The sequence below is a fragment of the Bythopirellula sp. genome, assembly GCF_041737835.1.
Classification (GTDB): domain Bacteria; phylum Planctomycetota; class Planctomycetia; order Pirellulales; family Lacipirellulaceae; genus Bythopirellula.
In genome coordinates this window covers 14,717-37,076 of the sequence record NZ_JBGSQY010000055.1, presented here as the reverse complement: position 1 = coordinate 37,076, position 22,360 = coordinate 14,717, and the positions used below count along the sequence as shown (strand labels likewise).

The 22,360-nt window shown below is 57.2% G+C and carries 20 protein-coding genes, 2 tRNA genes and 1 other RNA gene; 10 read left to right on the top strand and 13 right to left on the bottom strand.

Annotated features, from left to right (window positions below; genetic code table 11):
* Positions 1 to 101 precede the first annotated feature (101 nt).
* Positions 102 to 175 (bottom strand) — tRNA-Val (locus AC6T8Q_RS17465).
* A gap of 264 nt (positions 176 to 439) precedes the next feature.
* On the opposite strand from AC6T8Q_RS17465, the gene AC6T8Q_RS17460 reads away from it, so the two are divergent.
* The gene (locus AC6T8Q_RS17460; protein WP_496919911.1) at positions 440 to 610 is read left to right on the top strand and encodes a hypothetical protein; all 171 of its coding nucleotides are present in this window, start codon (positions 440 to 442) and stop codon (positions 608 to 610) included.
* A 281-nt stretch (positions 611 to 891) separates the two neighbouring features.
* On the opposite strand, the gene der is transcribed toward AC6T8Q_RS17460, so the two are convergent.
* The gene (gene der / locus AC6T8Q_RS17455; RefSeq protein ID WP_500680300.1) at positions 892 to 2,355 is read right to left on the bottom strand and encodes a ribosome biogenesis GTPase Der; all 1,464 of its coding nucleotides are present in this window, start codon (positions 2,353 to 2,355) and stop codon (positions 892 to 894) included.
* 179 nt (positions 2,356 to 2,534) lie between these two features.
* Here der and AC6T8Q_RS17450 point away from each other — a divergent pair, with 179 nt between their 5' ends.
* Entirely contained in the window at positions 2,535 to 3,362 is an 828-nt protein-coding gene (locus AC6T8Q_RS17450; RefSeq protein WP_500680299.1) for a uracil-DNA glycosylase, read from the top strand.
* 278 nt (positions 3,363 to 3,640) lie between these two features.
* Positions 3,641 to 4,210 carry a hypothetical protein gene (locus AC6T8Q_RS17445; RefSeq protein ID WP_496919914.1) on the top strand — a complete coding sequence of 190 codons (570 nt, stop codon included), beginning with the start codon at positions 3,641 to 3,643 and terminating at the stop codon, positions 4,208 to 4,210.
* Positions 4,211 to 4,273: 63 nt separating this feature from the next.
* Here the strand turns inward: AC6T8Q_RS17445 and hemW are convergent, their stop codons facing one another.
* The 3 genes from hemW to nrdR all read right to left on the bottom strand — a co-directional run bounded on the left by hemW (position 4,274) and on the right by nrdR (position 6,204).
* Complete coding sequence (gene hemW / locus AC6T8Q_RS17440) at positions 4,274 to 5,404, bottom strand: radical SAM family heme chaperone HemW (RefSeq protein ID WP_500680298.1); 1,131 nt, start codon at positions 5,402 to 5,404, stop codon at positions 4,274 to 4,276.
* Positions 5,405 to 5,488: 84 nt separating this feature from the next.
* Positions 5,489 to 5,561, bottom strand: a tRNA-Ala gene (locus AC6T8Q_RS17435).
* 172 nt (positions 5,562 to 5,733) lie between these two features.
* Positions 5,734 to 6,204, bottom strand: coding sequence for a transcriptional regulator NrdR (gene nrdR, locus AC6T8Q_RS17430; protein ID WP_496919918.1), 471 nt, complete (start codon positions 6,202 to 6,204; stop codon positions 5,734 to 5,736).
* Positions 6,205 to 6,443: 239 nt separating this feature from the next.
* Here nrdR and AC6T8Q_RS17425 point away from each other — a divergent pair, with 239 nt between their 5' ends.
* On the top strand, positions 6,444 to 7,082 hold the full coding sequence (locus tag AC6T8Q_RS17425; protein ID WP_500680297.1) for a PH domain-containing protein: 639 nt from the start codon (positions 6,444 to 6,446) through the stop codon (positions 7,080 to 7,082).
* Positions 7,083 to 7,109: 27 nt separating this feature from the next.
* On the opposite strand, the gene rpoN is transcribed toward AC6T8Q_RS17425, so the two are convergent.
* From rpoN to ffs, 4 genes are all read right to left on the bottom strand, one after another.
* Positions 7,110 to 8,621 (bottom strand): RNA polymerase factor sigma-54, encoded by a 1,512-nt coding sequence (gene rpoN / locus AC6T8Q_RS17420; RefSeq protein WP_500680296.1) that lies wholly within the window; start codon positions 8,619 to 8,621, stop codon positions 7,110 to 7,112.
* A gap of 309 nt (positions 8,622 to 8,930) precedes the next feature.
* Positions 8,931 to 9,299, bottom strand: a complete 369-nt coding sequence (locus tag AC6T8Q_RS17415) for a YbaB/EbfC family nucleoid-associated protein (RefSeq protein WP_496919921.1) — start codon at positions 9,297 to 9,299, stop codon at positions 8,931 to 8,933.
* Positions 9,300 to 9,302: 3 nt separating this feature from the next.
* Complete coding sequence (dnaX, locus tag AC6T8Q_RS17410; RefSeq protein WP_500680295.1) at positions 9,303 to 11,078, bottom strand: DNA polymerase III subunit gamma/tau; 1,776 nt, start codon at positions 11,076 to 11,078, stop codon at positions 9,303 to 9,305.
* Positions 11,079 to 11,121: 43 nt separating this feature from the next.
* An RNA gene (ffs, locus tag AC6T8Q_RS17405) (signal recognition particle sRNA small type) lies at positions 11,122 to 11,216 on the bottom strand.
* A 134-nt stretch (positions 11,217 to 11,350) separates the two neighbouring features.
* Between ffs and AC6T8Q_RS17400 the strand changes: the two genes are divergently transcribed.
* From AC6T8Q_RS17400 to fliG, 5 genes are all read left to right on the top strand, one after another.
* Positions 11,351 to 12,460: a serine hydrolase domain-containing protein gene (locus tag AC6T8Q_RS17400; RefSeq protein ID WP_500680294.1), complete on the top strand. Its 1,110-nt coding sequence runs from the start codon at positions 11,351 to 11,353 to the stop codon at positions 12,458 to 12,460.
* A gap of 130 nt (positions 12,461 to 12,590) precedes the next feature.
* Positions 12,591 to 13,430, top strand: coding sequence for an alpha/beta fold hydrolase (locus AC6T8Q_RS17395; protein ID WP_500680293.1), 840 nt, complete (start codon positions 12,591 to 12,593; stop codon positions 13,428 to 13,430).
* The gene (locus tag AC6T8Q_RS17390) at positions 13,427 to 14,257 is read left to right on the top strand and encodes a triphosphoribosyl-dephospho-CoA synthase (RefSeq protein WP_500680292.1); all 831 of its coding nucleotides are present in this window, start codon (positions 13,427 to 13,429) and stop codon (positions 14,255 to 14,257) included. Before AC6T8Q_RS17395 ends, AC6T8Q_RS17390 begins: the two co-directional genes overlap by 4 nt.
* Positions 14,258 to 14,273: 16 nt before the next feature.
* Positions 14,274 to 14,759 carry a 6-pyruvoyl trahydropterin synthase family protein gene (locus AC6T8Q_RS17385; protein ID WP_500680291.1) on the top strand — a complete coding sequence of 162 codons (486 nt, stop codon included), beginning with the start codon at positions 14,274 to 14,276 and terminating at the stop codon, positions 14,757 to 14,759.
* Positions 14,760 to 14,896: 137 nt separating this feature from the next.
* A complete protein-coding gene (gene fliG, locus AC6T8Q_RS17380; RefSeq protein ID WP_496919926.1) occupies positions 14,897 to 15,889 on the top strand; it encodes a flagellar motor switch protein FliG in 993 nt (330 codons plus the stop codon).
* 22 nt (positions 15,890 to 15,911) lie between these two features.
* Here the strand turns inward: fliG and AC6T8Q_RS17375 are convergent, their stop codons facing one another.
* The gene (locus tag AC6T8Q_RS17375) at positions 15,912 to 16,226 is read right to left on the bottom strand and encodes a helix-turn-helix domain-containing protein (protein WP_500680290.1); all 315 of its coding nucleotides are present in this window, start codon (positions 16,224 to 16,226) and stop codon (positions 15,912 to 15,914) included.
* A gap of 4 nt (positions 16,227 to 16,230) precedes the next feature.
* On the bottom strand, positions 16,231 to 16,593 hold the full coding sequence (locus AC6T8Q_RS17370; RefSeq protein WP_500680323.1) for a type II toxin-antitoxin system RelE/ParE family toxin: 363 nt from the start codon (positions 16,591 to 16,593) through the stop codon (positions 16,231 to 16,233).
* A gap of 185 nt (positions 16,594 to 16,778) precedes the next feature.
* On the opposite strand from AC6T8Q_RS17370, the gene mutS reads away from it, so the two are divergent.
* Positions 16,779 to 19,439, top strand: a complete 2,661-nt coding sequence (mutS, locus tag AC6T8Q_RS17365; RefSeq protein WP_500680289.1) for a DNA mismatch repair protein MutS — start codon at positions 16,779 to 16,781, stop codon at positions 19,437 to 19,439.
* Between the two features lie 34 nt (positions 19,440 to 19,473).
* On the opposite strand, the gene aspS is transcribed toward mutS, so the two are convergent.
* Positions 19,474 to 21,240 (bottom strand): aspartate--tRNA ligase, encoded by a 1,767-nt coding sequence (gene aspS, locus AC6T8Q_RS17360; protein WP_500680322.1) that lies wholly within the window; start codon positions 21,238 to 21,240, stop codon positions 19,474 to 19,476.
* Positions 21,241 to 21,323: 83 nt separating this feature from the next.
* Positions 21,324 to 22,337 carry an NAD-dependent epimerase/dehydratase family protein gene (locus AC6T8Q_RS17355; protein WP_500680288.1) on the bottom strand — a complete coding sequence of 338 codons (1,014 nt, stop codon included), beginning with the start codon at positions 22,335 to 22,337 and terminating at the stop codon, positions 21,324 to 21,326.
* Positions 22,338 to 22,360: the final 23 nt, after the last annotated feature.

Sequence of the window (22,360 nt, the reverse complement as noted above, 5' to 3'; positions counted from 1 at the left end):
AAACTGGGGCAAGCGCGGACTTGCTCTCCGACCGTTCCAGTCAGAACAGGCCGAAACCCTCGGGCCAAAGTTTTTGGCCCTTGCTGACGAATATCCTCAAGTGGGCGATACAAGACTCGAACTTGTGACCCCTAGCTTGTCGAGCTAGTGCTCTAACCAACTGAGCTAATCGCCCCCACAAAAAATCCTGCCAAAACACCTTAAAACTTAGGTAAGCTTAAGTGCCGCCTAGCGAATAGACTTTCAGCTAGCAGCGGCGGAGCTTGGCAGACCCCAAAGTGTAGCATCCCCAAAGGCCCTGTGGTAGGGTCTAGAAACAACGAAGCGGACTTGCGGGCGAGAACCGATTCGGTGATATTCACTCTTTGGCCGCTGCATTAACGGCAGCCAAAGCGAACGGATTGGGCTACCAGGGGTGGGATTTTAAGGCTATCGAGCAATGCTTAAGGACAGGCAAGAAATACTGGCTGTGGGCGAGTTGGCCCTCTTTTTGGCAACATGGTTTGCAACCGTGTGGGCCGCCGTGGATCATTTCCGCCACAACGACATTTCCGGCAACAGCTTGGCCTCGTCGCAGCGGATAGAACGGTCGATCGAAGAGCTGGATTAATCGTCACGTTCGCTCATCTCTGCCAGATCGACTCTCTGTATGGTCGGCAGAGTCTACTTTCTACTTCGGGTGGCAGCGACACTCGACTGGCCTGTAGTTCGTGTACGAGTTGAACATCACACGTCGAGTGTCGGTGTCACTTGTGACAAGAGGTTTTTGAAGTCAAAGCCGTAAACGTCTTGTGCTGCGCACCCCGATACATGTTCGGCAGTGGCTTATCGAGTGGGACGCCCTTTACGAACAATGTGTCGCGGCTACCCTTGTGTTCGACTCGTCGCTGATTAGTTGGCTTGGATCTCTTCGTCCGTTTGCGGATCTTCAAAGTCGAACTCCGTCTCTTCGCCAAACATATCGTCGGTTGGTGTCTCAATGGCATCACTTTCGATGCGGCCCGCAGTACCAATTTCGTCGCGTTGATCGCTCTGCTGACGTTTGCGTAAATACAACTTGATCGGCACTTCCTCGAAGTGCAGCTGGTCACGCACGCAGCCCAACAGATAACGCTGATAGTTGCGTTCGATGCCCTGAGGATCACTGCAGAACAACACGATCGTCGGCGGCTGTGCGCTCACCTGCGTGGCGTAGTAAATCTTGGGCCGGCGATTGGCGTGCATCGGCGGCGGGGTGCGAGCAACGGCATCGCGCATCAGCCGGTTGAGTTGGCCCGTTGGGATTCTCATCCGCGATTGCTTAAACAGCATTTGCCCATGATTGAGCAGCGCTTTGACGTTTTTGCCCGTTTGCCCCGTAATAAAGGCAATCGGCGCGTACCGCATCGTGCGAAATGAATCGTGCAAGTAACGCACCCACTTGTCGGTGGTCATCGTCTTGGCCATCGTGTCCCATTTGTTCACGACCAAGATGCAGGGCTTGTAATTCTGGCTGATGTAATCGCAAAGCTGCTTGTCGACCTTGCTAATCCGCTGCGTCGCGTCGAGAAACAACAACACGATGTCCGCCCGGCGAATGCTCCGCTGAGCCCGATGTGTTCCGTAAAAATCGATGGAAGATCCCCGGCTTTCGGGCCGGCGGATGCCCGGCGTATCAATCGCCACGAACGATTTGCCGTCGAGTTCAAACCGCACGTCGACGCTATCGCGTGTCGTGCCGGGAATCTCGCTGACGATCATCCGCTTCGATTGGGCCAGCGTGTTCACAAACGTGCTTTTGCCCGTGTTGCGACGGCCCACGATCGCCACCTTCATCTCGGGCTCGCCGTCGGGTTGGTCCGTGCCGTCTTCCACCGGAGGCGGCAGTCGCTCGAGAATCAAATTCAGCAGCACCGACCGATTGCGGTTTTGCTTGGTGCTAATCGGCGTGATTTGCCCGCGTCCCAAGCGATAGAACTCATTCGCCTGATCGTCAAACTTCTTGTCGTCGGCCTTGTTGGCCACGCAAATCACGGGGATCGACAAATGCCGCAGCCGGCGGGCAACCTCCTCGTCGAGCGTCGCCATCCCTTCGCGGGCATCGACTACGAACAAAATCACGTCCGCCGAGTCGATCGCGATCTGAATCTGATCTTCGATATGCTGCGACAGGCGGTCCTCGTCGATGATGCCGATCCCACCCGTATCGATGAGTTCGAAAAAGCGGTCTTCGTACTCCATCAGATATTCGACGCGGTCGCGGGTCACCCCGGGCCGATCTTCGACGATGGCAATCCGCAAACCAGCGAGCCAATTCAACAGGCTACTTTTGCCCACATTGGGGCGGCCAACGATGACCACGCGGGGAACTGCCATTAATCTGCCTACCTTAAGATGCCCTCTGCAATTGAGTCTTTTATCATAGTCGAGCCGTCGCGGATGAGCCACGCGCGAAATCCGCAGGGCCTTATAGTTCCGGCGAGATTGCCCTAAAATAAGCCCTGCACGCTGCTCGCACAGCGAAACTAGCACTGTATCTTGTTGGAAATTTCCTCATGGCCGAGCAATCCGATTCGCCCCTTGCTCGCCAAACGCTGCAATGGCTCGAAAGCCTCCATGCCGCGGGGGTGCAGCAACTCCCCAAGCCAAGGCCCCTGCGTCGAGCCGTGCCGCCTCCCGCTCCCGAACCGGTGATTGCAGCCATTCCAACACTGCCAACGCCACCGGAGCAGTCCCAGGCGATCACAAGCGGGGCGCCAACAGATAAGCCGGCCGCTTTGTTTGAATCGGGCGACGTTCCTCCTGCGGAAGCCGTTTCGCCCGCCTCCACCCTAGAGATCCTGAGTGCCGAAGTCGCCGCGTGTGCGAAATGCCATGAACTCGCCACCACACGCACGCAGACCGTCTTCGGCGTCGGCAACCCTCAAGCCCGCTTGGTTATCTTGGGAGAAGCCCCCGGGGCCGATGAGGACCGCCTGGGCGAGCCCTTCGTGGGCCGTGGCGGGCAGCTCCTTAACAAGATCCTGGAAGCCTGCCGGCTCAAACGCGAAGAGGTTTACATCCTCAACGTGATCAAATGCCGCCCCCCCGGAAATCGCAATCCCACACCGGGGGAAGCCGACAATTGCCGTCCCTATTTGCTCCGGCAACTGGAGCTCATCCAGCCCGAATTCATCTGCTGCCTGGGGACGGTCGCCGCTCAGAACCTGCTCCGCACCGCCGAATCGATTGGTAAGCTCCGGGGAAAAGTCCATGATTACCATGGCATCAGCGTGGTGTGCACCTACCACCCGGCCTATCTGCTGCGAAATCCCTCGGCCAAGAAATACACCTGGGACGACATGAAGCTGCTGATGCGCGAAATGGGCCAGCCGGTCGACTGATTGGTCGCCCCATAGTTTTGGCCGAGGCTGTTAAAATCTGCCAGCATCTCCGAACTTGCTGGCAGAAACTGGGGGGAGATTACCGGTCGTAACGGTCAGAAGTGAGCCTTTTTATAAACTCCTGAATTCCAGGCTCCAAAAACATTTTCACACCCGTTGTTGGTTGATAAAGTCAGACTTGTGGGCCACGCACGGCGGAACTGACCGCTGGTGGACCAGAGCGATTTTGCCATGGTTGGCTCCCCAAATCTGCTTTTTCTGTGATCTTATTTTTGTCTATGAGACCATCTGAATTTTCATCTACTGACGAAGTCGAACACCTGCTCCGCAACGCCCAGTTGCGCGACGCGTTGGAACCGCTCTTCGACGAATCGATCGGCTGCGTGAACGCGGAAGTGATGTCCACTTCCAGCGAGAATGAGTTTTTGGAATCGATGCTCGAATGGGAACGTGCCCCCATTAAGCCAATCTGCGATTGGTTCGATCCCAAGCTCATATTGCCCAGTCCCGACCAGCTCGACGACGAAACGTTGCACGAAGTCTTGCACAATACGATTGAGCAATTATTCACGAAGCGGATCGTGCTGGACTTTACCGAACACCTCACCGACCGGCAGTTGTACTGCTTAATCTATCGCGATATTTTGCCGTCGTACGAAAAGCAAATCGAACGCCGTAAGAATTATCTCCACTGGGATTGTGCCAACATGGGGGACGACCCCGAGATTTGGCTTCGCTATTACGCGAACGAGGAAGAACGGCAAGCGTGGGCCGATGAAACCGACGGCTATCCCCCGCAGATCGAGGATCCACCCTATCCACGACGACTGCCGCGGGCACCGTTATAAAGACCATCAAATGACTGAACGCCCAGGGATTGCAATCCCTGGGCGTTTTTTTGTTTCAAGCCTTCAAATCAACTCGGGCCACAAACTGTCGCTCACCAACAGCCCGTCTCGCGAAAGCTTGATTCGCTCGCCGTCGTCGAGCAGCATTCCCAGTTCCACGAATCGCTTGATCGTCGGCCCGGCCAGATCATCAATCGAGTCCCCCGTACGGGACTCGAACTCCGTGCGAGTAACTCCTTCCAGACGCCGTAGGCCAAACACGAGCGATTCCCGCGCCCGCGCTTCATCATCTAGGCATTCTTCTTCGGCGACCGGTGAGAGTCCTTGCCGCAAGCGTTCCAAATAAGCCCTCGTGCTGCGATGGTTCGTTTGGCGAATGCCGTCGACATAGCGGCTCGCCCCCGGCCCGGCGGCATAATAACCGCGTCCCGACCAATAGGTTTCATTGTGCCGGCTTCGTTTGCCGGGTCGCGCGAAGTTGGAAACCTCGTAATGCTCGAAACCCGCCGCCGCGAGCGTATCAATCGCCGTGAGATACAACTCGCGTTCCAGGCCTTCGTCGATTTCGTGCAGCTCGTCGTGCTGACGGCGATTCCAGAATTGCGTCCCTTGTTCAAAAGTCAGCCCATAAGTCGAAATGTGATCCGGCGCAAGGTCAATCGCCCTCTGCAAATCAGCTTGCCAATCTGCAAGCGTTTCGCCAGGAACGCCAAAGATCAAATCAAGCGACACACTCATCCCCGCTGCGCGGCTGAGCGCGACCGCCCGTCCAATCGCCTCCGCATTATGATCGCGTTCTAAAACTTTCAGCTTTCGCGCATCAAACGATTGGCTCCCCAGACTCAACCGATTCACGCCACACTCAGCCAGCACGGCAATTCGCGCTTCATCAAGATCGCCCGGATTGGCCTCGACGGTCCATTCATAACCGAGAGCGATCGGATGCCAAGCGAGAGCCAGTTCACACAACCGCCGCAACACCGGGGGCGCAAGATAGGTCGGAGTCCCCCCACCAAAATAAAGCGTGTCGACTTCCCGCGATTCGCTAAGCCAACCGAGTTCTGTGGCAAGCGCAGTGAGGAAAGGTTCCACAAGATCATCGCGGCTCGCCACGACCGTGAAGTTGCAATAGCCGCAACGATGCACGCAGAACGGAACGTGAATATACGCGGCGCGAGGAGGAAGAAATTTCATGCCGCTTGCGGCTTAGCGAGCAATTCTTACACAAACCAAGAAGTTTGGCTTGATTCAAACAACAATTCGATCAAACAACTTAAGTGGAGCGAAAGGGAGTCGAACCCTCGACCTCTGCATTGCGAACGCAGCGCTCTCCCAACTGAGCTACCGCCCCAAGTGTGAGTTTCGATTTTAGAATTTGGCCCGAGAAGTGTCTAGGACGGGCTTACCACGAAGACACCAAGAGCACTAAGAATAATACCGCGAATGTCTGCGGAAGTGAGCATCAAAGTGCTATTCGCCTTCACTAAGCGAATCTTTGTGCCCTTCGTGCCTTAGTGGTTCAACTAACGAGGATGACTATTCCCTTTCGCCAACAGCGGGCGAATTTCTTCGACAAAGTCCCCCGCGTCGGCGAATTGCCGATAGACGCTGGCAAACCGCACGAAGGCCACTTCGTCGAGATCGCGCAAGTGTTCCATCACAAGTTCGCCCAAGCGGCGGCTTTCGATCTCTAGATCGAACGAGGTGTAAACGTCGTTCTCAATCGCCGCGACGGTGCGCTCGATGTCGCGATCGCTGATGGGGCGCTTCCAGCAGGCGCGTTCCAAGCCGTACTTGATCTTCTCGCGCGAGAAGGGAACGCGCGCGCCGTCGCGCTTGACGACTTTGATGGTCGATTCTTCGATGCGCTCGTAAGTCGTATAACGACGCTTGCATTTCAAGCATTGCCGACGGCGGCGAATCGAAAAGCCATCCTGACAAGCTCGAGAGTCGATGACGCGGTCATTATCAGTGCGACAAAAGGGACATTTCATGGTCCCCACTATACACGAGTCCCACCAACAGTAAACTACTGGCGCTTGATCCTAGGGCCAAAGTTTTTGCCGCAAAATGATCCGACTGAAAAATAGGCTTGCCAAGTTTCCAGGTTGCTTTTCAACACCAAGTTCTATCAAACTTAATTGGCAATCTGGGAAGGATTTGAGCGAATCACCTTTCATGAATCCTCGATGCATTTCTCTTGACAATCACGCGAAACAGGAAGTTTTCATTCATGCAGTGTCCTCATTGCGGTGAGCAGATCATCCGGCAAACGCGATTTTGCGGTCATTGTGGCGGCAAGCTAGCCACCGGTAAGAATCAACCCGATGGCGCCGCGCCGCAAAAGAAGCTCCGTTCAGCCGCCCAGCGTACCGGTGAAGAATCTGTACCCGAAGAAGAACTGTGGCACGGCAGCTATTCCAAATTCGCCATGCTGGGTGCTTGGATCGGTGCCGGCGTATTATCGCTCGCCTCGCTCGCCTTGGGGCTCTTTGGCACGGTGACGCATTCCGCGTGGCTGGCCATCATCGCGCTCAACGCGATTGTGTGGGCCGGTCTGTTTGCTAAGTATTTCTACTTACGGTTCAGCCAACACTACACGCTTTCCTCCCAGAGATTCACCCACATGCGCGGGCTCTTGTGGCGGCAAACCGACCGTATCGAAGTGATCGACATCGATGACGTTTCGTTCACCCAAGGCCCGGTGGAGCGAATGTTCGGCATTGGCACGGTAAGGATCACTTCCAGTGACCAGTCGCACCCGGAGTTGGCCCTGCCCGGCATAGAGAACGTGCAGATCGTGGCGGGTCTGATTGATGATGCCCGCCGCAACGAACGCCGCCGCCGCGGCCTTTATATCGAATCGGTGTGAACGTTAACCGACATCGTCCCGATGCCGTTACCCCTCTGACCAATCCCGTCGCTGACGGCTGCTGGGGATGTTCATCGCCTTGCGATACTTTGTCACCGTGCGGCGTGCGACCGTGATGCCCGCTTTCGCCAGTTCATCGACCAGAGCATCGTCGCTCAAGGGTTTGGTTTTATCCTCGTTGTCGACAATGTCCTGGAGTTGGAGCCTGACCTTATCCCAGGCGACTTCCTCGCCGTCGGCACTGGTCGTGCCACCCACAAAGAATCGCTTGAGCGGGAAGATGCCACGTGGTGTTTGCATCCATTTGTCGTCGACCGCTCGGCTCACCGTTGTCACATGCACGCCCACCTTGTCGGCGATTTGCTGCATCTTCAACGGCTCGATGTACTCGGGGCCATTGTCGAGAAATTTGTTTTGATGATCCACAATCGCCTGCGAGACCCGCGTGAGCGTGCTACGGCGTTGCTCGATGGCTTCGATGATCCACTGGGCCGAATTGACCTTGCGCTTGATGTACTCGCGCGTCTCGGCGTTGGTGTCGGGATCTTGCAGCAACTTGCGATAAGTGGGGCTGATATACAACGACGGCAATTGGGCATCTTCCAGCCGCACTTCGTAGCCGCCCCCTTCTTTGCGGTCGACGTACACGTCGGGCGTAACCATCGGAGCAAACGTTTCGTTGAACTCCGCGCCCGGCTTTGGCTTCAAGGTCCGTAGGTCTTCCCAGGCTTCTTGAATCGTTTCAATCGAATAGCCGGTCTTCTTGGCGATCAACGGCAGGCGATTGTTCTCGAGGTCTTCCAGATGACTCTCGATCAGCACCAAGAGCTCTTCATAGAACAGCAAGCCCGGTGTGAGTTGCAGCATCAAGCATTCTTTGAGATTCCGCGCCCCGATCCCCGGCGGGTCGAGCCGCTGCACGATGGCGAGCGCTTCTTCGGCCAGTTTCAATTGCTCGGTTCGCCACGCCTGGACATTGCCATTCACTTCGGTCGGTGGGGGCGGCAGCAATTCTTCGAGCGGCGATTTCAAATAGCCGTTCGTATCGAGATTGTAGATAATCCGCTCGCACATCTTTTTGAGCGGTTCGCTCAGTTCGAACCAGCTCAACTGGTGATCCAAGTAATCCAAGAGCGATTCGGGCCGCGATACCATGTTGGCCATCGCGTCGTGCTGACGATCGGATTCCGCCTCCATCTGACCCCGCGAAGGGCGGCTGCGTTCTTCGTACTCGTCGGGCAGATTGTCGGCCATGTTCAGCAGCCGCTCGAAATCCGCCTCGTTGTTGTTGTCGTTGGCGACAACCATTTCCCGTTCCGAATCGGTCGGGGCATCGGGATTGATGACTTCTTCTTCGAACTCGGCAGGCTCGTCGGTATACTCGACCTGATCGAGCACGGGATTGTCTTCCATCTCCTGCTCAATCCGTTCCTGCAGCGCGATGATCGGCAGCTGCAGAATTTCCATGGACTGGATCATCCGCGGTGCGAGCACCTGCTTCTGAGCCATGTGCATGTGTTGGCCGAGTGAAAGACGCATCGTGTTCTTCTAACTATTAGTGTGTTGAAAGCCCAAGGGATCGGAACGAGAAATGCTCCTCACCGATCTGTAGCATACTGCCGATGCCGACCGCAGGTCAAATTCCGCGGTGGCATTGCTGGCAATCCGCTCCCCCAAAAGCCGCTGGAAAGCCCGACACAATTCTACCGCAATAAACCGCGGCATGTGGGAAAAGATTACCGCTGGCTAGCCGAATCAGAAAGAAAGTTCAGCACACGTGGCATGACAAATTCCCGAGTCCCCGTGACCACTCCCTTGACAGATGCCAAAGTATGATCATCGAGTGCGTCACTCGGTGGGCGTGTTGCCAAATTGTCCTAACGCATCCCCCAACCCTGGCAGATTCAAACCTCCGGTCAGAGATTGCATTTGCTCGGCGTAAAGCTCTTTAACTTTTTGTTGAGCCGCATTGATCGCCGCCGGCAACAAGTCTTCGATAAACTCGCGGTCCTGCTTGGCCATGAGCGATGGGTCAATTCGCACGGCCAGAATTTCGCCCACGCCGTTGGCGTCGACCTCCACCATCCCTGCACCGGCGGAACCGGTCACCCGCTTCGCCTTGAGCTCTTCGTTAATCTCGCGCATCTTGCCGCCCATTTCCTGGGCTTGCTTCATCAGGTTTCCCAAGTTGGCAAGATTGCCTAAGCCTTTGAACATGATTTACTCCGTTTCCTTATTTGCGGGAGGCGTATACCGAATGCGATGGGGATCGCCATTAAATAGCTCAAGTGCTTTTTTCACGAACGGCTGCTCGGCCACGTCGGCCTGCTGTTGCCTCCGGGAAGGGGGCGGAGCCACGTTCGCGACGGAAGTATCCACGCGCTGACTGGCTTGAAAAATGAATGCCACGCGCCGACCACAAACTTCCTGCAGCGCCGCTTCCAAGCGGTTCCGATTGGCTGGTCGCTCACACGCATCCCGGTAAAAGGAGTCTGAAAACTTAACCTGCATCCGTCCCGTCGAGTCGAGCGTCACTTCGTCCACGTGCGACGCATTCTCGGCAATGATCCCCGTGAGCGATGCGAGGGCCTGCTTCCAAATTTGCTCGACGTTCTCCGCCAACAGTTCTATCTTATCGACCGCTGCGACCGGTTCCTGCGCGTGGCCATTCGTCTCCGCAATTTCTTCCGGCGCGGGCTCAGCGGGTGGAGCAACCGTCGGGGCAGGGGAGGGGACACTTGGCGCACTCACCGCCCGCGCGGGAGCTGGGCTAGCGGGGGAGTTTTTTTTTACTGCGGGCGCGCTTTGATCGATCGTGCCATCCCGCAGTTGCTCGATTAGGCTCGCCAGTTCATCAAGATTTTCCAGGCTGCAAATCCGTACGATCGCCATTTCGGCGAGTGTCCGCGTGTGCGTGCTAATTCGCATCCGTGCGGCCGCTTGATCGAGCACCTGCCCAATCGCCAGCAAGGTTTGCACCCCCAATTGCTGGGCGATCTCACGCACTTCCTGACGCTGGCTGGGCAAGGCATAAAGCAAGCGACTTTCGTCGCAACCCACGGCCTGGGTCATCACGTCGCGAAAATAGCCCAACAACTGATCAATCAACTGACCGACATCGGCCCCTTCGGCAAGCGCGGAATCAAGTTCCGATAAGGCAGTCGCCGCATCACGATTCACCAACGGCATCACAAGTCCCGTGAGTCTCGCTGCGGGGGCGATCCCCAGCATGTTGGTGACATCCGCCGCCGTGATGGAACCGCCGCTCCCAGACAGCAATTGCTCCAGCAGCGATTGGCTATCGCGCATCGAACCCGCCGCGCGCATGGCCAAAATCTGCAGCGCGTCGGTCTCGATCTCCACACCTTCCGCCGCCGCAATCTGCGCTAGCCGCGTCTGGATGGCATTCGCCTCGATCCCCGCGAAGTCGAACCGCTGGCACCGTGAAAGAATCGTGATCGGAATCTTGTTCGCTTCCGTTGTGGCGAAGATAAACTTCACATGCTCGGGAGGTTCTTCCAAGGTCTTGAGCAACGCGTTGAACGCATCGCGAGTGACCATGTGGACTTCGTCGATTATATAAATTTTGAACCGCGAGCGACTCGGCCGGATCGCCACGTTTTGCCGCAACTGCCGGACGTCATCGATGCCGCGATTGCTGGCACCGTCGATTTCGAGCACGTCAACGTCACTCCCAGCGGTCACTCCCTGACAGCTTTCACACTCGTTGCAGGGCGTGATCGTCGGGCCATGTTCGCAATTGAGAGCCTTGGCGAGGATCCGCGCGGCGGATGTTTTGCCGACGCCTCGTGCTCCCGTGAATAGGTAAGCATGACCGACGCGGTCACTTTCGATAGCCCGCTTGAGGGCCTGGGCCACATGCTGCTGGCCGATCAGCTCGTCGAAACGTTGGGGCCGATAACGCCGCGCGACGACGACATAGTCACCGCTTTTAGGTTCCGTGCCGCCAGGTGCTTGTGAAATTTCATTCGACATGTTTTTGCCGCTGGCGGCTGAGCGGTAAAAGCTTCGCGGCTGCTCGTGAGAGGCCCCCACACAAAGAGACGCAAGTTTATGGCTGCTGTGTCTCCACCCTGACCAGGTTCACAAGGCCCCCATTGCAGAGACCTCTCACGAGCGGTCGCGCTGCTGCGAAGTTAGACCCTACTTTGTACGCTTTTTAGCACCCATCGTCAAAGGCCCGGCAGGAATTGCTATACTAGCCAATTCGCTGAATATCCAATTGTTTTAATTTTATGTTCACAACGATGCTTTTTCGTCCGGCCACAATCTCGCTTGCGGTTTCGCTGCTCAGTCTTCTGATCTGCCACCCACTCCAAGCCGCGGACAAATACCAACAAGCCGCTGCGGAGAGCGTCAAATCGTATCTCGCCGAGCATCCCCGCGCTGCCGTCACGGTTGGAATCCTCGACACTAAGGGTTCTCACGTTTTTGGTTTTGGCCTACTCAACAAAGACAATCCCAAAAGTAAGCCTAATGGCAAAACGATTTATCAAATCGGCTCGATCACCAAAGTTTTCACCACAACAATGCTTGCCGAGCAAGTTGTGCTGGGGCACATGAAACTCAGTGACCCCGCTCAAAAGTATCTGCCCGCCATCAAACTTCCTCGTGAAGAGAACCGCCAGATCACGCTGCTCGATTTGGCAACCCATCACTCGGGTCTGCCGCGTTTGCCGCAGATGTTGTGGTTTTTTCTCGCAGGCACCGGCGATGGCGAGGATCCCTATGCTTTGCTCGAATGGAAAAACATTCGCCAAATGATGCCCGACGTTTGGCTCAAGTATTCTATCGGAACAAAGTACAATTACTCAAATCTTGCCATGGGACTTTTGGGGCAGACAATCGTGAACGTCACGAAGTCGGCGAACTACGCCGCACTAGTCGCCCAGCAAATCGCCAAGCCGCTCGGTCTCGCCGACACCTGCATCACGCTCGATCCCAATCAACTCAAACGACTCGCCCCGGCGCATCTTGGCAGCGGTAAGCGCACCGTTGCTTGGAAGTTTGGCTCTTTGGAAGGGTGCGGGGCACTCTATTCGACCGTCAATGATCTGTTGATCTTCGCCGCGGCCAATTTGGGCCTTCAACCAACTCCACTTGCCAAGGCGATGCAACTCGCTCAAAAGCCTTATTCCGAACCAACGTGGACGGATAAACCAATGGGCCTGGGCTGGCATCTCATGAAATATCACGGACAGTCACTGGTTTGGCACAACGGCATGACCGGTGGTTATAGCAGCATGCTCATCTTACTTCCGAAGGAGAAAATGGCCGTCGCCATGCTTAGCAACCACGCCGCGGCGATCGATCCGTGTGCCTACCACTTGATTGATCTGCTGTTCCCTCAAAAATAGATTTCTTCCGAAAATAATCAGGCCCGACCAACTCACCCCGCAACCGAGCAGACCGATCTCCGCGACCTCATCCGATTGGCGTTCCTTATATCCCTTCACCTCGCAGTGGTGCGATGTTGCCGGCGCGCGCATGCACTATGTCGACGAAGGACCGCGAAGCGCCGACACTCCGACGCTGCTCTTCGTCCACGGCAATCCCACGTGGTCCTTTCATTGGCGACGGCTGATCACGGCCAATCAGGAACACTACCGCTGCGTGGCTCCCGATCACGTCGGCTGCGGGCTGAGCGATCTCCAGCCCCACCCGCTGCGGCTCGCCGATCACATCGACAATCTGGCAAGTTTAGTCGAGCAGCTCGATCTGCGACACGTCACGCTCGTGGCTCAAGATTGGGGGGGCGCGATTGGACTCGGGACCCTGCTCCGCCATCGGCAACGCTTCGAGCGAATCGTGCTGTTCAACACCGGCGCATTTCAGCCTTGGTTCATTCCCTTTCGCATTCGCGTGTGCCGCTGGCCCGTTGTTGGCAAACTCGCCCTGCAAGGAGGGAACGCTTTTTCGCTGGCGGCTTTGCGGATGACGCTCGCTCGCAAGAGTCAGCTCGATCCCGCCGTGGCCGCTGGATATCTCGGTCCCTACGACAACTGGACTCGCCGCGCCGCGGTCTATCAGTTCGTCAAAGATATCCCGCTCAATTCCTCGCATCCGACTTGGCACACCCTCGGACAGATCGAAAACCAGCTGCCGCAATTGGCTGACATGCCGCAACTTTTAGTCTGGGGTATGCAAGATTGGTGTTTCACTCCCGAGTGCCTCGACAAGTTCGTCGCCGCCTGGCCGCAAGCCGAAGCCCACCGCCTCGCCGACGTGGGCCACTGGGTTGTTGAAGATGCCCCCGAAGATGCAGAGCGGTTACTTGCAAACTTTCTCGCTCGCACCGACGACAACACTTCTGGAGCAGCCCCATGAACGACTTGGCCCTACAAGCCACGCTCGCCTGCATCTGGGAAGCGACCGCCGCCAAGCCGGGCAATGTCTATCGTGGTGCCGATTTCGAAGATGCCACCTACGCCGATTTTCTCACCAGTGCCGCGGTGATCGGCCCGCAAATCGCATTGGCACCTACTTATGGCGTTGGTCAGGCCGTGCTGGAATCGGTCAAGGCGATTCACCACGCCGTCGGCACCAACACCTACTTAGGCACCGTTCTGCTGCTCGCGCCCCTCGCGGCTGCCAGACCCGACAAACCACTTGCCTTGGGCTTGCCGACGGTTCTAAGTAACCTCTCCACCACCGATACACGGCTTGTGTACGAAGCAATTCGCCTCGCCGCGCCCGGTGGGTTGGGAAAGGTCGAAGAGGCGGACGTTGTCGACACTCCTCCCGAAATCACCCTTGTCACAGCGATGCAACTTGCGGCCGACCACGATCTTGTCGCTCGCCAATACACCAACAACTTTGTCGAGGTCTTTTGGGTGGCCGACCTCATCGCAGCAAATAAAGCTCCACTTGCCCAGTCGATTGTCACGGCGTTCCTGGAGCTGCTTGCCAAACAACCCGACACGCTCATCGCCCGCAAATGCGGCCTCGCTCTGGCGCAAGAAGTTTCCAACTATGCGGCGCGTGTCCTATCCTACACCGGCGAAGATTACGAAGCCGCGCTCGCCGATTTCGATTTCTGGCTCCGCGCCGATGGCCACCGCCGCAATCCCGGCACGTCGGCCGACATCATCGCCGCCGCGCTGTTTGTGCTCTTGCGTGATGGACGATTACAATGGCCAGTGAAGTTTTATTGATCAGGAGCGCGTGGCTGTGGCTGAAACTTATTCCATCAAACTCGAAAAAGAACGCTTCGTCTTCAGCGCGGCTCACTTCATCACGTACAACGACGACGTCTGCGAGCCGCTCCATGGCCATAACTACCATGTGACGGCCGAAATCCACGGCCCGCTCAACGAGAATCACTATGTGCTCGACTTTATCGCCGTGCGTGATGAACTTCAGCGGGTCGTCGATGGCCTCGATCATCGGATGATCTTGCCGACAGAGCATCCCACGATCCACGTGGTCGAAAACGACAGCGAAGTGACCGTCACGCACGGCTCCCGCCGCTGGATCTTTCCCCGCCAAGATTGTGTGTTGCTACCACTCGCCAACACCACCGCCGAATTGCTGGCCAGACATATCGGCCAGCTTTTGAAAACAGCCATCACAGCCCAATCCGGCACCACGCCTGGCAAAATCACCGTCGCCGTCGACGAATGCGACGGCCAATGGGGCGTCTGCACGCTCGAATAATCGCGTGCTAGCAATGCTGCGTTTCTCACGGCGTTAAACTCGCCTCAAGTCCCCCAGTCGCACGGGCCGATTCTACGACTAACATTCGCGCTGCGCCGTTATCGCTGCGCGCGATCGTCTCCTCGTCACCAGCTCTTATGTCCGAACTACGCAAAGCTGCGATTCTGGTTGCCTCGCTCCCTGAAGAACAGGCGGTCGACGTGTTGTCGCGGCTTGATCCCAAACAGGTCGAGCTGGTATCGATTGAAATCGCCCGGCTCAAGGGTGTCTCGGCGGACGAGCAGGATCTGGCGATCAATCAGTTCGCCCAGTCGAATCCCGGTTCGAGCGGTTTCGATGCAGGAGGCCTGGAACGCGCCAAACAACTCGTGCAGCTCGCCCTCGGCAAGAATGCCAGCACCGCGCTCGACAACATCCGCCAATCGATCGAAGCCGTGCCGTTCGCGTTCCTGCGTAATGTCGACAGTCAAAACATTCTCACCTACGTGATCGACGAGCATCCGCAAACGATCGCGCTTGTGCTTTCGCATCTTGCCCCTCCGACGAGCGCTCAAATCCTCGCCGGCTTGCCCCCCGATCGCCAACTCTCAGTGATCCAGCGGATCGCCGCGATGGGACAAACCAGTCCCGATATCATTCACGAAGTCGAAAAAGGGCTCGAACGTCGCATGTCGAGCGTAATGAGCCAAAGCTTCGACAAGGCCGGCGGCATCGACGCCGTGGCTGAAATCTTGAACGTGTCGGATCGCGCGACCGAACGGACTTTGCTCGAAAACCTGTCACAAGAAGACCCCGATCTGGTCGAAGACATTCGCCGCTTGATGTTCGTCTTCGAGGACATCGGCCGGTTCAGCGACAAGGACATGCAGATCGTGCTCAAGAACGTCGAAAGCTCGCAATGGGCGATGGCGCTCAAAGGAGCGAGCTCCGAACTCAAGGACAAGATCTTCAAGAACATGTCGCAGCGTGCCGGCGACATGCTCCGCGAAGAACTCGGCTTCCTGGGCGCGGTCAAGCTCTCGGCCGTCGAAGCCAAGCAGCAAGAAATCGTCGACGTGGTCCGCCGCCTGGAAGATTCCGGTGAGCTCGACCTCAGTGCGAACGACGCCGAAGAAGAATTGGTGCAGTAAGTGCGTACTTGTAAGTTCGAGATCAACTTGCCTGCTGGAATTGATTGATCCGCACGGCTCCTTGTGGAAGATGGATCACCAATTCTAGGCTTCCTCCCAATGCTTCAATCAGCTTGCGCAAGGTGCTGATCTGCATGTCGTCTTGATTCTCAAGCTTCGAGAGGCTCGGTTGCTTGATCCCCAAAGCGGCTGCCAGCTCTTCTTGGGTCAATCCCACCGACTTCCGAATCTCGGAAAGAAGCATCTCGGCCATGATGCCGCGGGCTTCTTCCTCAGCCTGAGCTAACTGCTTGGGAGACAGCTTGTCTCGCAACTTTTGATAAGAGTGTCGTGGCATTGAATTAATCCTCTAGAAATCCTTCTGATCGCAACTCATCCAAATGGCGGTCGTAAAGTCGGTCTACTAACGGAATCATGCGTTCATAGAATCGTTTGTCGCCCGTCTTATCACCACCCATCAGCAAAACCGCCGTCCTGCGAGGATCGAAGGCAAAGAATGTTCGCAAAGGCCGTCCCTGACTTTGCGTGCGCAACTCCTTCATGTTGCTGTGTTTTGAACCCTTCACGGCGTCGACATGCGGACGACCGAGTTGAGGGCCCAACTGTTCTAAAATGCGAATACTCGCATCCAGAGAAGCTTGGCCCGGCGGGCTCAAGGTCTCCCACCAGATCTCAAACTCGTCGGTGTACTCGACTTCCCACATGCATTTCAATTATAGCTCTCAACGAATATTCGTCAAGGGCTATATGCCGTTACGACTCTACCGATTCCAGCGACTCTCACACCGTCAATGTGGCTTCGCGGGACAATTTCCCCGCAGCGCCCCTGCAACTTTCAGCCGCTCTTGGGTAGCATGAACCGCCGTTCACGTTCCTGGAGTTTCATGTCATGTCCGTCACCCCCATGATGCAGCAGTATCACGAGGCCAAGCAGGCCGCGGGAGAGGCTCTGCTGTTGTTTCGGATGGGGGACTTTTACGAGCTGTTCTTCGAAGACGCCAAAACCGCCTCGCGGATTTTGGGGCTCTCGCTCACCAGCCGCGACAAAGGCGAGAATCCGACCCCCATGGCGGGCTTTCCTCACCATCAACTCGATGGCTATCTCGCGAAGATCATTGCCGCCGGGATGCGGGCCGCCGTTTGCGAACAGATTGAAAATCCGCGCGAAGCCAAAGGAATCGTCAAACGGGCCGTCACCCGCGTGGTGAGTCGCGGCACGGTCACCGACGACGTGCTACTCAATCCCCAGGAAAGCAATTATCTGTTGGCCGTTGCCCAGCGTGGTGACGAATGTGGCCTCGCCTGGATCGATGTTTCGACGGGCCGTTTTGAAGCCGCCGTTGTTCCCAGCGACAAGCTTGGAGATGAGCTGGCCCGCGTGGCCCCCGTGGAATTGTTGGTCAGCGAAGATGCCCCTGCCCTTCCGACATTGTGGAGCGAAGGACGGCTCGTGACGCGCCGCCCCCCTTGGACCTTTGGCCACAAAGCCGCCGAGGCCGCGCTGACCAAGCACTTCGGCACGCAGTCGCTTGAAGGGTTTGGCTTTAACGACGAAGACGGCCCGGCCCTCGCCGCCGCGGGCGCGATCCTCGATTATCTGTGCGAAACGCAAAAATCGTCACTCGCACATATCGATCATCTGGCCCCCTACCGATTGGGAACGCGGCTAGAAATCGATCAAGCCACACGGCGGAGCTTGGAAATCTCGCAGTGTCTGCGCGACGGTCGCCGCGAGGGTTCGCTGCTGGGCGTCGTCGATCGTACCGTGACCGCGATGGGGGCGCGGCTTCTCGGCGATTGGTTCGCCAATCCGCTCACCGATGTGAACTCGATCAACGCGCGGCTCGATGCCGTTGGCGAGCTGGTCAGTCATGCAGCCGTCACCAACGACCTCCGCACCGAATTGCGTTCGATCTACGACATCCAGCGTTTGCTCGCTCGCGTGACGACCTCGCGAGCCACTCCCCGTGATCTCTGCTTCTTGGCTCGCACGTTGAAATGCCTGCCCAAAGTAAAAGCCAAACTGACTGGCCGTTCCGCCGCGCGGCTCAATCAACTCGAAGCCCGCATCGATCTGTGCCCCGAGATTCGCGGCCGGCTTGAAGCAGCGCTCGCCGACGATTGCCCGCTCAACGCCCGGGAAGGGGGCTTCATTCGCGAAGGCTTCCACGCCGAACTTGATGAACAGCGCGATCTGATGCGCGGGGGCAAAAAATGGATGGCCGAGTATCAAGCCCGCGCGATCACCGAAAGCGGCATTCCCAGCATCAAGATCGGCTTCAACAAAGTCTTTGGCTATTACCTGGAAATCACACACACGCATCGCGAAAAGATTCCCGACAATTTCATCCGCAAGCAAACGCTCAAAAACTGCGAACGCTACATCACGCCCGAACTCAAGGAGCATGAAGAGAAGGTGCTCACCGCCGAGGAACGGGCCCTCGACTTGGAATACAACTTGTTCGTCGAGCTGCGCGAGTTGGTCGCCACGGCGGCCCGCCGCTTGCAAGGCACCGCTGATGCCCTTGCCGAACTCGATGTTCTTGCATCGCTGGCAGAACTCGCCCGCGCGCGAAATTATGTGCGTCCCACGATTACCGACGATTCCGTGCTAGAAATCATCGACGGCCGCCATCCGGTCCTCGACATCACCGAGGCCGAGGGAACCTTCGTGCCAAATAGTGTGAGCTGTAGAGGCCAGAGTTCAGAGGCCAGAGGTCAAGATGATGAGGATATATCCCGACCTCCGACCTCTGACCTCTCATCCCTTCTTTTGATCACTGGCCCTAACATGGCCGGCAAAAGCACGTACATTCGCCAAGTGGCGCTGATCACGCTGCTGGCGCAAGTGGGAAGTTTCGTTCCTGCACGTGAGGCCACCATCGGCATTGCCGATCGAATTTTTGCTCGTGTGGGAGCAAGCGACGATTTGGCCCGCGGTCGCAGCACGTTCATGGTCGAAATGACTGAGACCGCGCGGATTCTCAACACGGCCACCGAACGCAGTCTGGTGATCCTCGACGAAATTGGCCGCGGCACGAGCACCTACGATGGGCTGTCGCTCGCTTGGGCGGTGGTGGAGTATCTGCACGACCGCATCGGCTGCCGCACGTTATTCGCCACGCATTATCACGAGTTGACCGACCTTGAGGAATCACTCCCCGGCGTGGCGAATCTCAACGTCGCGGTCGAGGAATGGCAGGGTCAGGTCGTGTTCCTGCACAAAATCATTGCCGGCGCCGCCGACAAAAGTTACGGCATTCACGTGGCTCAACTCGCCGGCGTGCCCCGCGAAGTCAACGAACGGGCTGAGGAGATTCTCAAACAACTCGAAGCCCAACACGAAACTCCACCTTCCTCCCTCCCCCATCCCCCTTCCAAAAACGGTCATCACCTGCAGATGACGCTCTTCGAAACGATGGATCACCCGCTGCTGGAAACAATCCGCGCGATGGATCTCAACAACACGACGCCACTCGACGCGTTGCGACTGGTGCAAGAATGGCAAGAACAACTCGAAAACGACGGCGCAGTGAAACGCCCACGCTAAGTTAGCCGGCAATGTCCCATTGCCGTTCCAAAGCTTACTCCGCCAGCTTGATTGACAGTTCGCGCAACTGCTTGAGGTCCACCGCACCGGGGGCCTCGGTCATGAGGTCGCTTGCTTTTTGCGTCTTGGGAAATGCGATGCAGTCGCGGATGTTATCGAGTTGCCCAAACAACATCACGACCCGGTCGATTCCCAAAGCGATGCCGCCGTGGGGCGGGGCACCGTATTGCAGCGCATCGAGCAAGAAGCCGAAGCGATCCTTGGCCGTCGCTTCATCGATCCCCAACAGCGAAAACACTTTGCTTTGAATCTTGTCGTCGTGGATACGAATCGTGCCGCCCCCCGCTTCATAGCCGTTCACGACCAAGTCGTAAGCCTTCGCACGGCATTTGCCGGGATCCGTCTCCAGCATCGCGAGGTCCTGATCCCGCGGCGCGGTGAACGGATGGTGCATCGCCGACCAGCGCTTTTCCTCGTCGTCGTATTCAAACATCGGGAATTCCACGATCCACGAAAAATTCATCGTCGCTGGATCGTAGAGCTTCATCTCGCGGCCAATCTTCGAACGCAACGCATAGAGCGCCTTACAGGTCACCGGGAAGGTGTCGGCCACAAACAGCAGCAGATCCCCTGGCTCGGCATTCAATCGAATCGCAAATTCCTTGAGCAGCTCGGGCGTAAAGTTCTTGGCAATTGTGCTACCCAGCGTGCCATCTTCTTCCACGCGGAACCAGGCGAGCCCCTTCGCGCCAAAGTCGGCGGCATATTCCGTGAGTCCGTCGATACCACGGCGGGAATACTGTTCGGTCCCCTTTTTCACGTTCAGCGCCCGCACGCGCCCACCGGAACTCGCCACGCTTTGGAACACGCGGAACTCGGCCTTGGCGGCGAGATCCGTGCAATCGATGATCTCCATCCCAAAACGCAGGTCGGGCGCATCATGGCCGAATCGCTCCATCGCCTCGTCGTAAGTCATGCGGGGCAGGGGAGTAGGCAAATCAATTCCCAGATGCGACTTGGCCAGTTGTTTCACCAAGCCGTCGATCATGCCGATCACGTCTTCAGCGTCGACAAAAGCCATCTCGACGTCGAGCTGCGTGAATTCCGGCTGACGATCGGCCCGTAAATCTTCATCGCGAAAACAGCGGGCCACCTGCACGTAACGGTCGTAACCGGCGATCATCAAAATCTGCTTGTAGAGTTGCGGCGACTGCGGCAACGCATAGAACTTGCCCCGATGCACGCGGCTGGGCACCAAGTAGTCGCGAGCCCCTTCGGGCGTGCTGCGACCTAGCACGGGAGTTTCGACGTCGATGAAATTGTGCTCCTCGAAGTAATCGCGCATGTCCTTAATGAGCGCGGCACGCAGCAGCATAATCTTTTGCATCGCCGGGCGACGCAAATCGAGATAGCGATGCTTGAGCCGCAAATCTTCGCCGGGGGCTTCGAGCGAGCTCGGCGAAACCGGCGGCACCAACGACTTGTTTAGTAGCTCGAGCGTCACGGCCCGCAGTTCAATCTTGCCGGTCGCCATCCGTGGATTCGCCATTCCCTCGGGCCGCGCGGCGACAACGCCCGTCACCTTGATCACATATTCCGCGCGGAGCGATTTGCTTTGCTCGATCACCTCGGCCGAAGTGTCGGGAGGATTGAACACAATCTGCGTCAGGCCATAGCGGTCGCGCAAGTCGACAAACAATCCGCCACCATGATCGCGATAGCTATCGACCCAGCCACAAAGTGTGACGGTTTCACCCGCATGTTGTTCGGTCAATTCTCCACAGGTATGGGTTCGATACACGGCGTCCTCGGTCTGGCGGTCTATAACTGGCAAAAGCGGGTCAAAATCAAGCTGCTGATTGTAATTCGACCGGCGAAAACCGGCTAGGTCGTTGAAACGGCGAGCCATTGGGCGAGCCGCTGCATCCCCTCGGCCGTGGAAATCCGCGGTTCGTAGCCAAAATCCCGCTCTGCGGCGCCGATGTCGAACCAATGCGAACTGGCAAGTTGCCACGCCAAAAACCGGGACATCGGGGGCTCGCGCGTGGTTCGCACGAAGCCGTAAACCGCCTCGCAGAGTCCGCCGAGCCGCAAAGCCGCGCGAAACGAAATCGACTTTTTCACCGGCGGCAAGTTCGCCAGCGCCAAAATCTCGTCGATCCAAGTCCAACAATTCACGGACTCGCCTTGGCTCAAAAAGTAAGCGTTTCCTTTCACGGGAGAAACCTGATTGGCGAGTGCATCCGCCGCCGCCAAGTGGGCCGCGGCCGCGTTGTCGACATAAATGATGTCGACTTTGTTCGTGCCGTCACCCACACGGCGCAAACGGCCCGACTTGGCCCGCGCGATCAAACGCGGAATGAGATGCTGATCGCGTGGCCCCCAAATCAGATGCGGCCGCAAGGCACAGGTCGCCAGTTGCGAATCATTCGCGGCTAGCACTTCAGCCTCGGCCACGGCCTTGCTGCGCGAATAGTGGCAATTGTTCGCGGCAAGCCAATCAAGATCGGGCACGGCTTGCTGTTCATTGATGCCGCATTGATCCCGTCCCGCGAAGGTGACGCTGGGACTGCTGGTGTAGACCAGCTTGGGAACGCCCTGCGCGCGACACGCAGCTAACACGTTCTGCGTCCCCACGACATTGGCTTCGTAAAATCGTTTCCAAGGCCCGCCAATCCCCGCGATCGCGGCAACATGAAACACACAATCCGTTCCTTCGCATGCTTTGCTGACAGCGCCGGCATCACGCACATCGCCACGAATGACTTCCACGCCCAGCGCGACAAGATCTGGATACGCGCCGCGGCCAAAACTCCGCACTTCATCACCGCGCGCGCGAAGTTGCTCGACGATCGCTCGCCCGAGAAATCCTCCACCACCTGTGACTAGTGCTTTCATGTTCAATAGCCGCCGGCGCAAGC

What these genes read in the sequence shown, in the direction of transcription:
- nrdR (WP_496919918.1), bottom strand. Translation starts at nt 6,204, where the DNA reads ATGAAATGTCCCTTTTGTCGCACTGATAATGACCGCGTCATCGACTCT.
- der (WP_500680300.1), bottom strand. Translation starts at nt 2,355, where the DNA reads ATGGCAGTTCCCCGCGTGGTCATCGTTGGCCGCCCCAATGTGGGCAAA.
- AC6T8Q_RS17395 (WP_500680293.1), top strand. Translation starts at nt 12,591, where the DNA reads ATGCACTATGTCGACGAAGGACCGCGAAGCGCCGACACTCCGACGCTG.
- AC6T8Q_RS17460 (WP_496919911.1), top strand. Translation starts at nt 440, where the DNA reads ATGCTTAAGGACAGGCAAGAAATACTGGCTGTGGGCGAGTTGGCCCTC.
- mutS (WP_500680289.1), top strand. Translation starts at nt 16,779, where the DNA reads ATGTCCGTCACCCCCATGATGCAGCAGTATCACGAGGCCAAGCAGGCC.
- AC6T8Q_RS17355 (WP_500680288.1), bottom strand. Translation starts at nt 22,337, where the DNA reads ATGAAAGCACTAGTCACAGGTGGTGGAGGATTTCTCGGGCGAGCGATC.
- AC6T8Q_RS17375 (WP_500680290.1), bottom strand. Translation starts at nt 16,226, where the DNA reads ATGCCACGACACTCTTATCAAAAGTTGCGAGACAAGCTGTCTCCCAAG.
- dnaX (WP_500680295.1), bottom strand. Translation starts at nt 11,078, where the DNA reads ATGTCGAATGAAATTTCACAAGCACCTGGCGGCACGGAACCTAAAAGC.
- AC6T8Q_RS17415 (WP_496919921.1), bottom strand. Translation starts at nt 9,299, where the DNA reads ATGTTCAAAGGCTTAGGCAATCTTGCCAACTTGGGAAACCTGATGAAG.
- hemW (WP_500680298.1), bottom strand. Translation starts at nt 5,404, where the DNA reads ATGAAATTTCTTCCTCCTCGCGCCGCGTATATTCACGTTCCGTTCTGC.
- fliG (WP_496919926.1), top strand. Translation starts at nt 14,897, where the DNA reads ATGTCCGAACTACGCAAAGCTGCGATTCTGGTTGCCTCGCTCCCTGAA.
- rpoN (WP_500680296.1), bottom strand. Translation starts at nt 8,621, where the DNA reads ATGCGTCTTTCACTCGGCCAACACATGCACATGGCTCAGAAGCAGGTG.
- AC6T8Q_RS17400 (WP_500680294.1), top strand. Translation starts at nt 11,351, where the DNA reads ATGCTTTTTCGTCCGGCCACAATCTCGCTTGCGGTTTCGCTGCTCAGT.
- AC6T8Q_RS17370 (WP_500680323.1), bottom strand. Translation starts at nt 16,593, where the DNA reads ATGTGGGAAGTCGAGTACACCGACGAGTTTGAGATCTGGTGGGAGACC.
- AC6T8Q_RS17445 (WP_496919914.1), top strand. Translation starts at nt 3,641, where the DNA reads ATGAGACCATCTGAATTTTCATCTACTGACGAAGTCGAACACCTGCTC.
- AC6T8Q_RS17390 (WP_500680292.1), top strand. Translation starts at nt 13,427, where the DNA reads ATGAACGACTTGGCCCTACAAGCCACGCTCGCCTGCATCTGGGAAGCG.
- AC6T8Q_RS17450 (WP_500680299.1), top strand. Translation starts at nt 2,535, where the DNA reads ATGGCCGAGCAATCCGATTCGCCCCTTGCTCGCCAAACGCTGCAATGG.
- AC6T8Q_RS17425 (WP_500680297.1), top strand. Translation starts at nt 6,444, where the DNA reads ATGCAGTGTCCTCATTGCGGTGAGCAGATCATCCGGCAAACGCGATTT.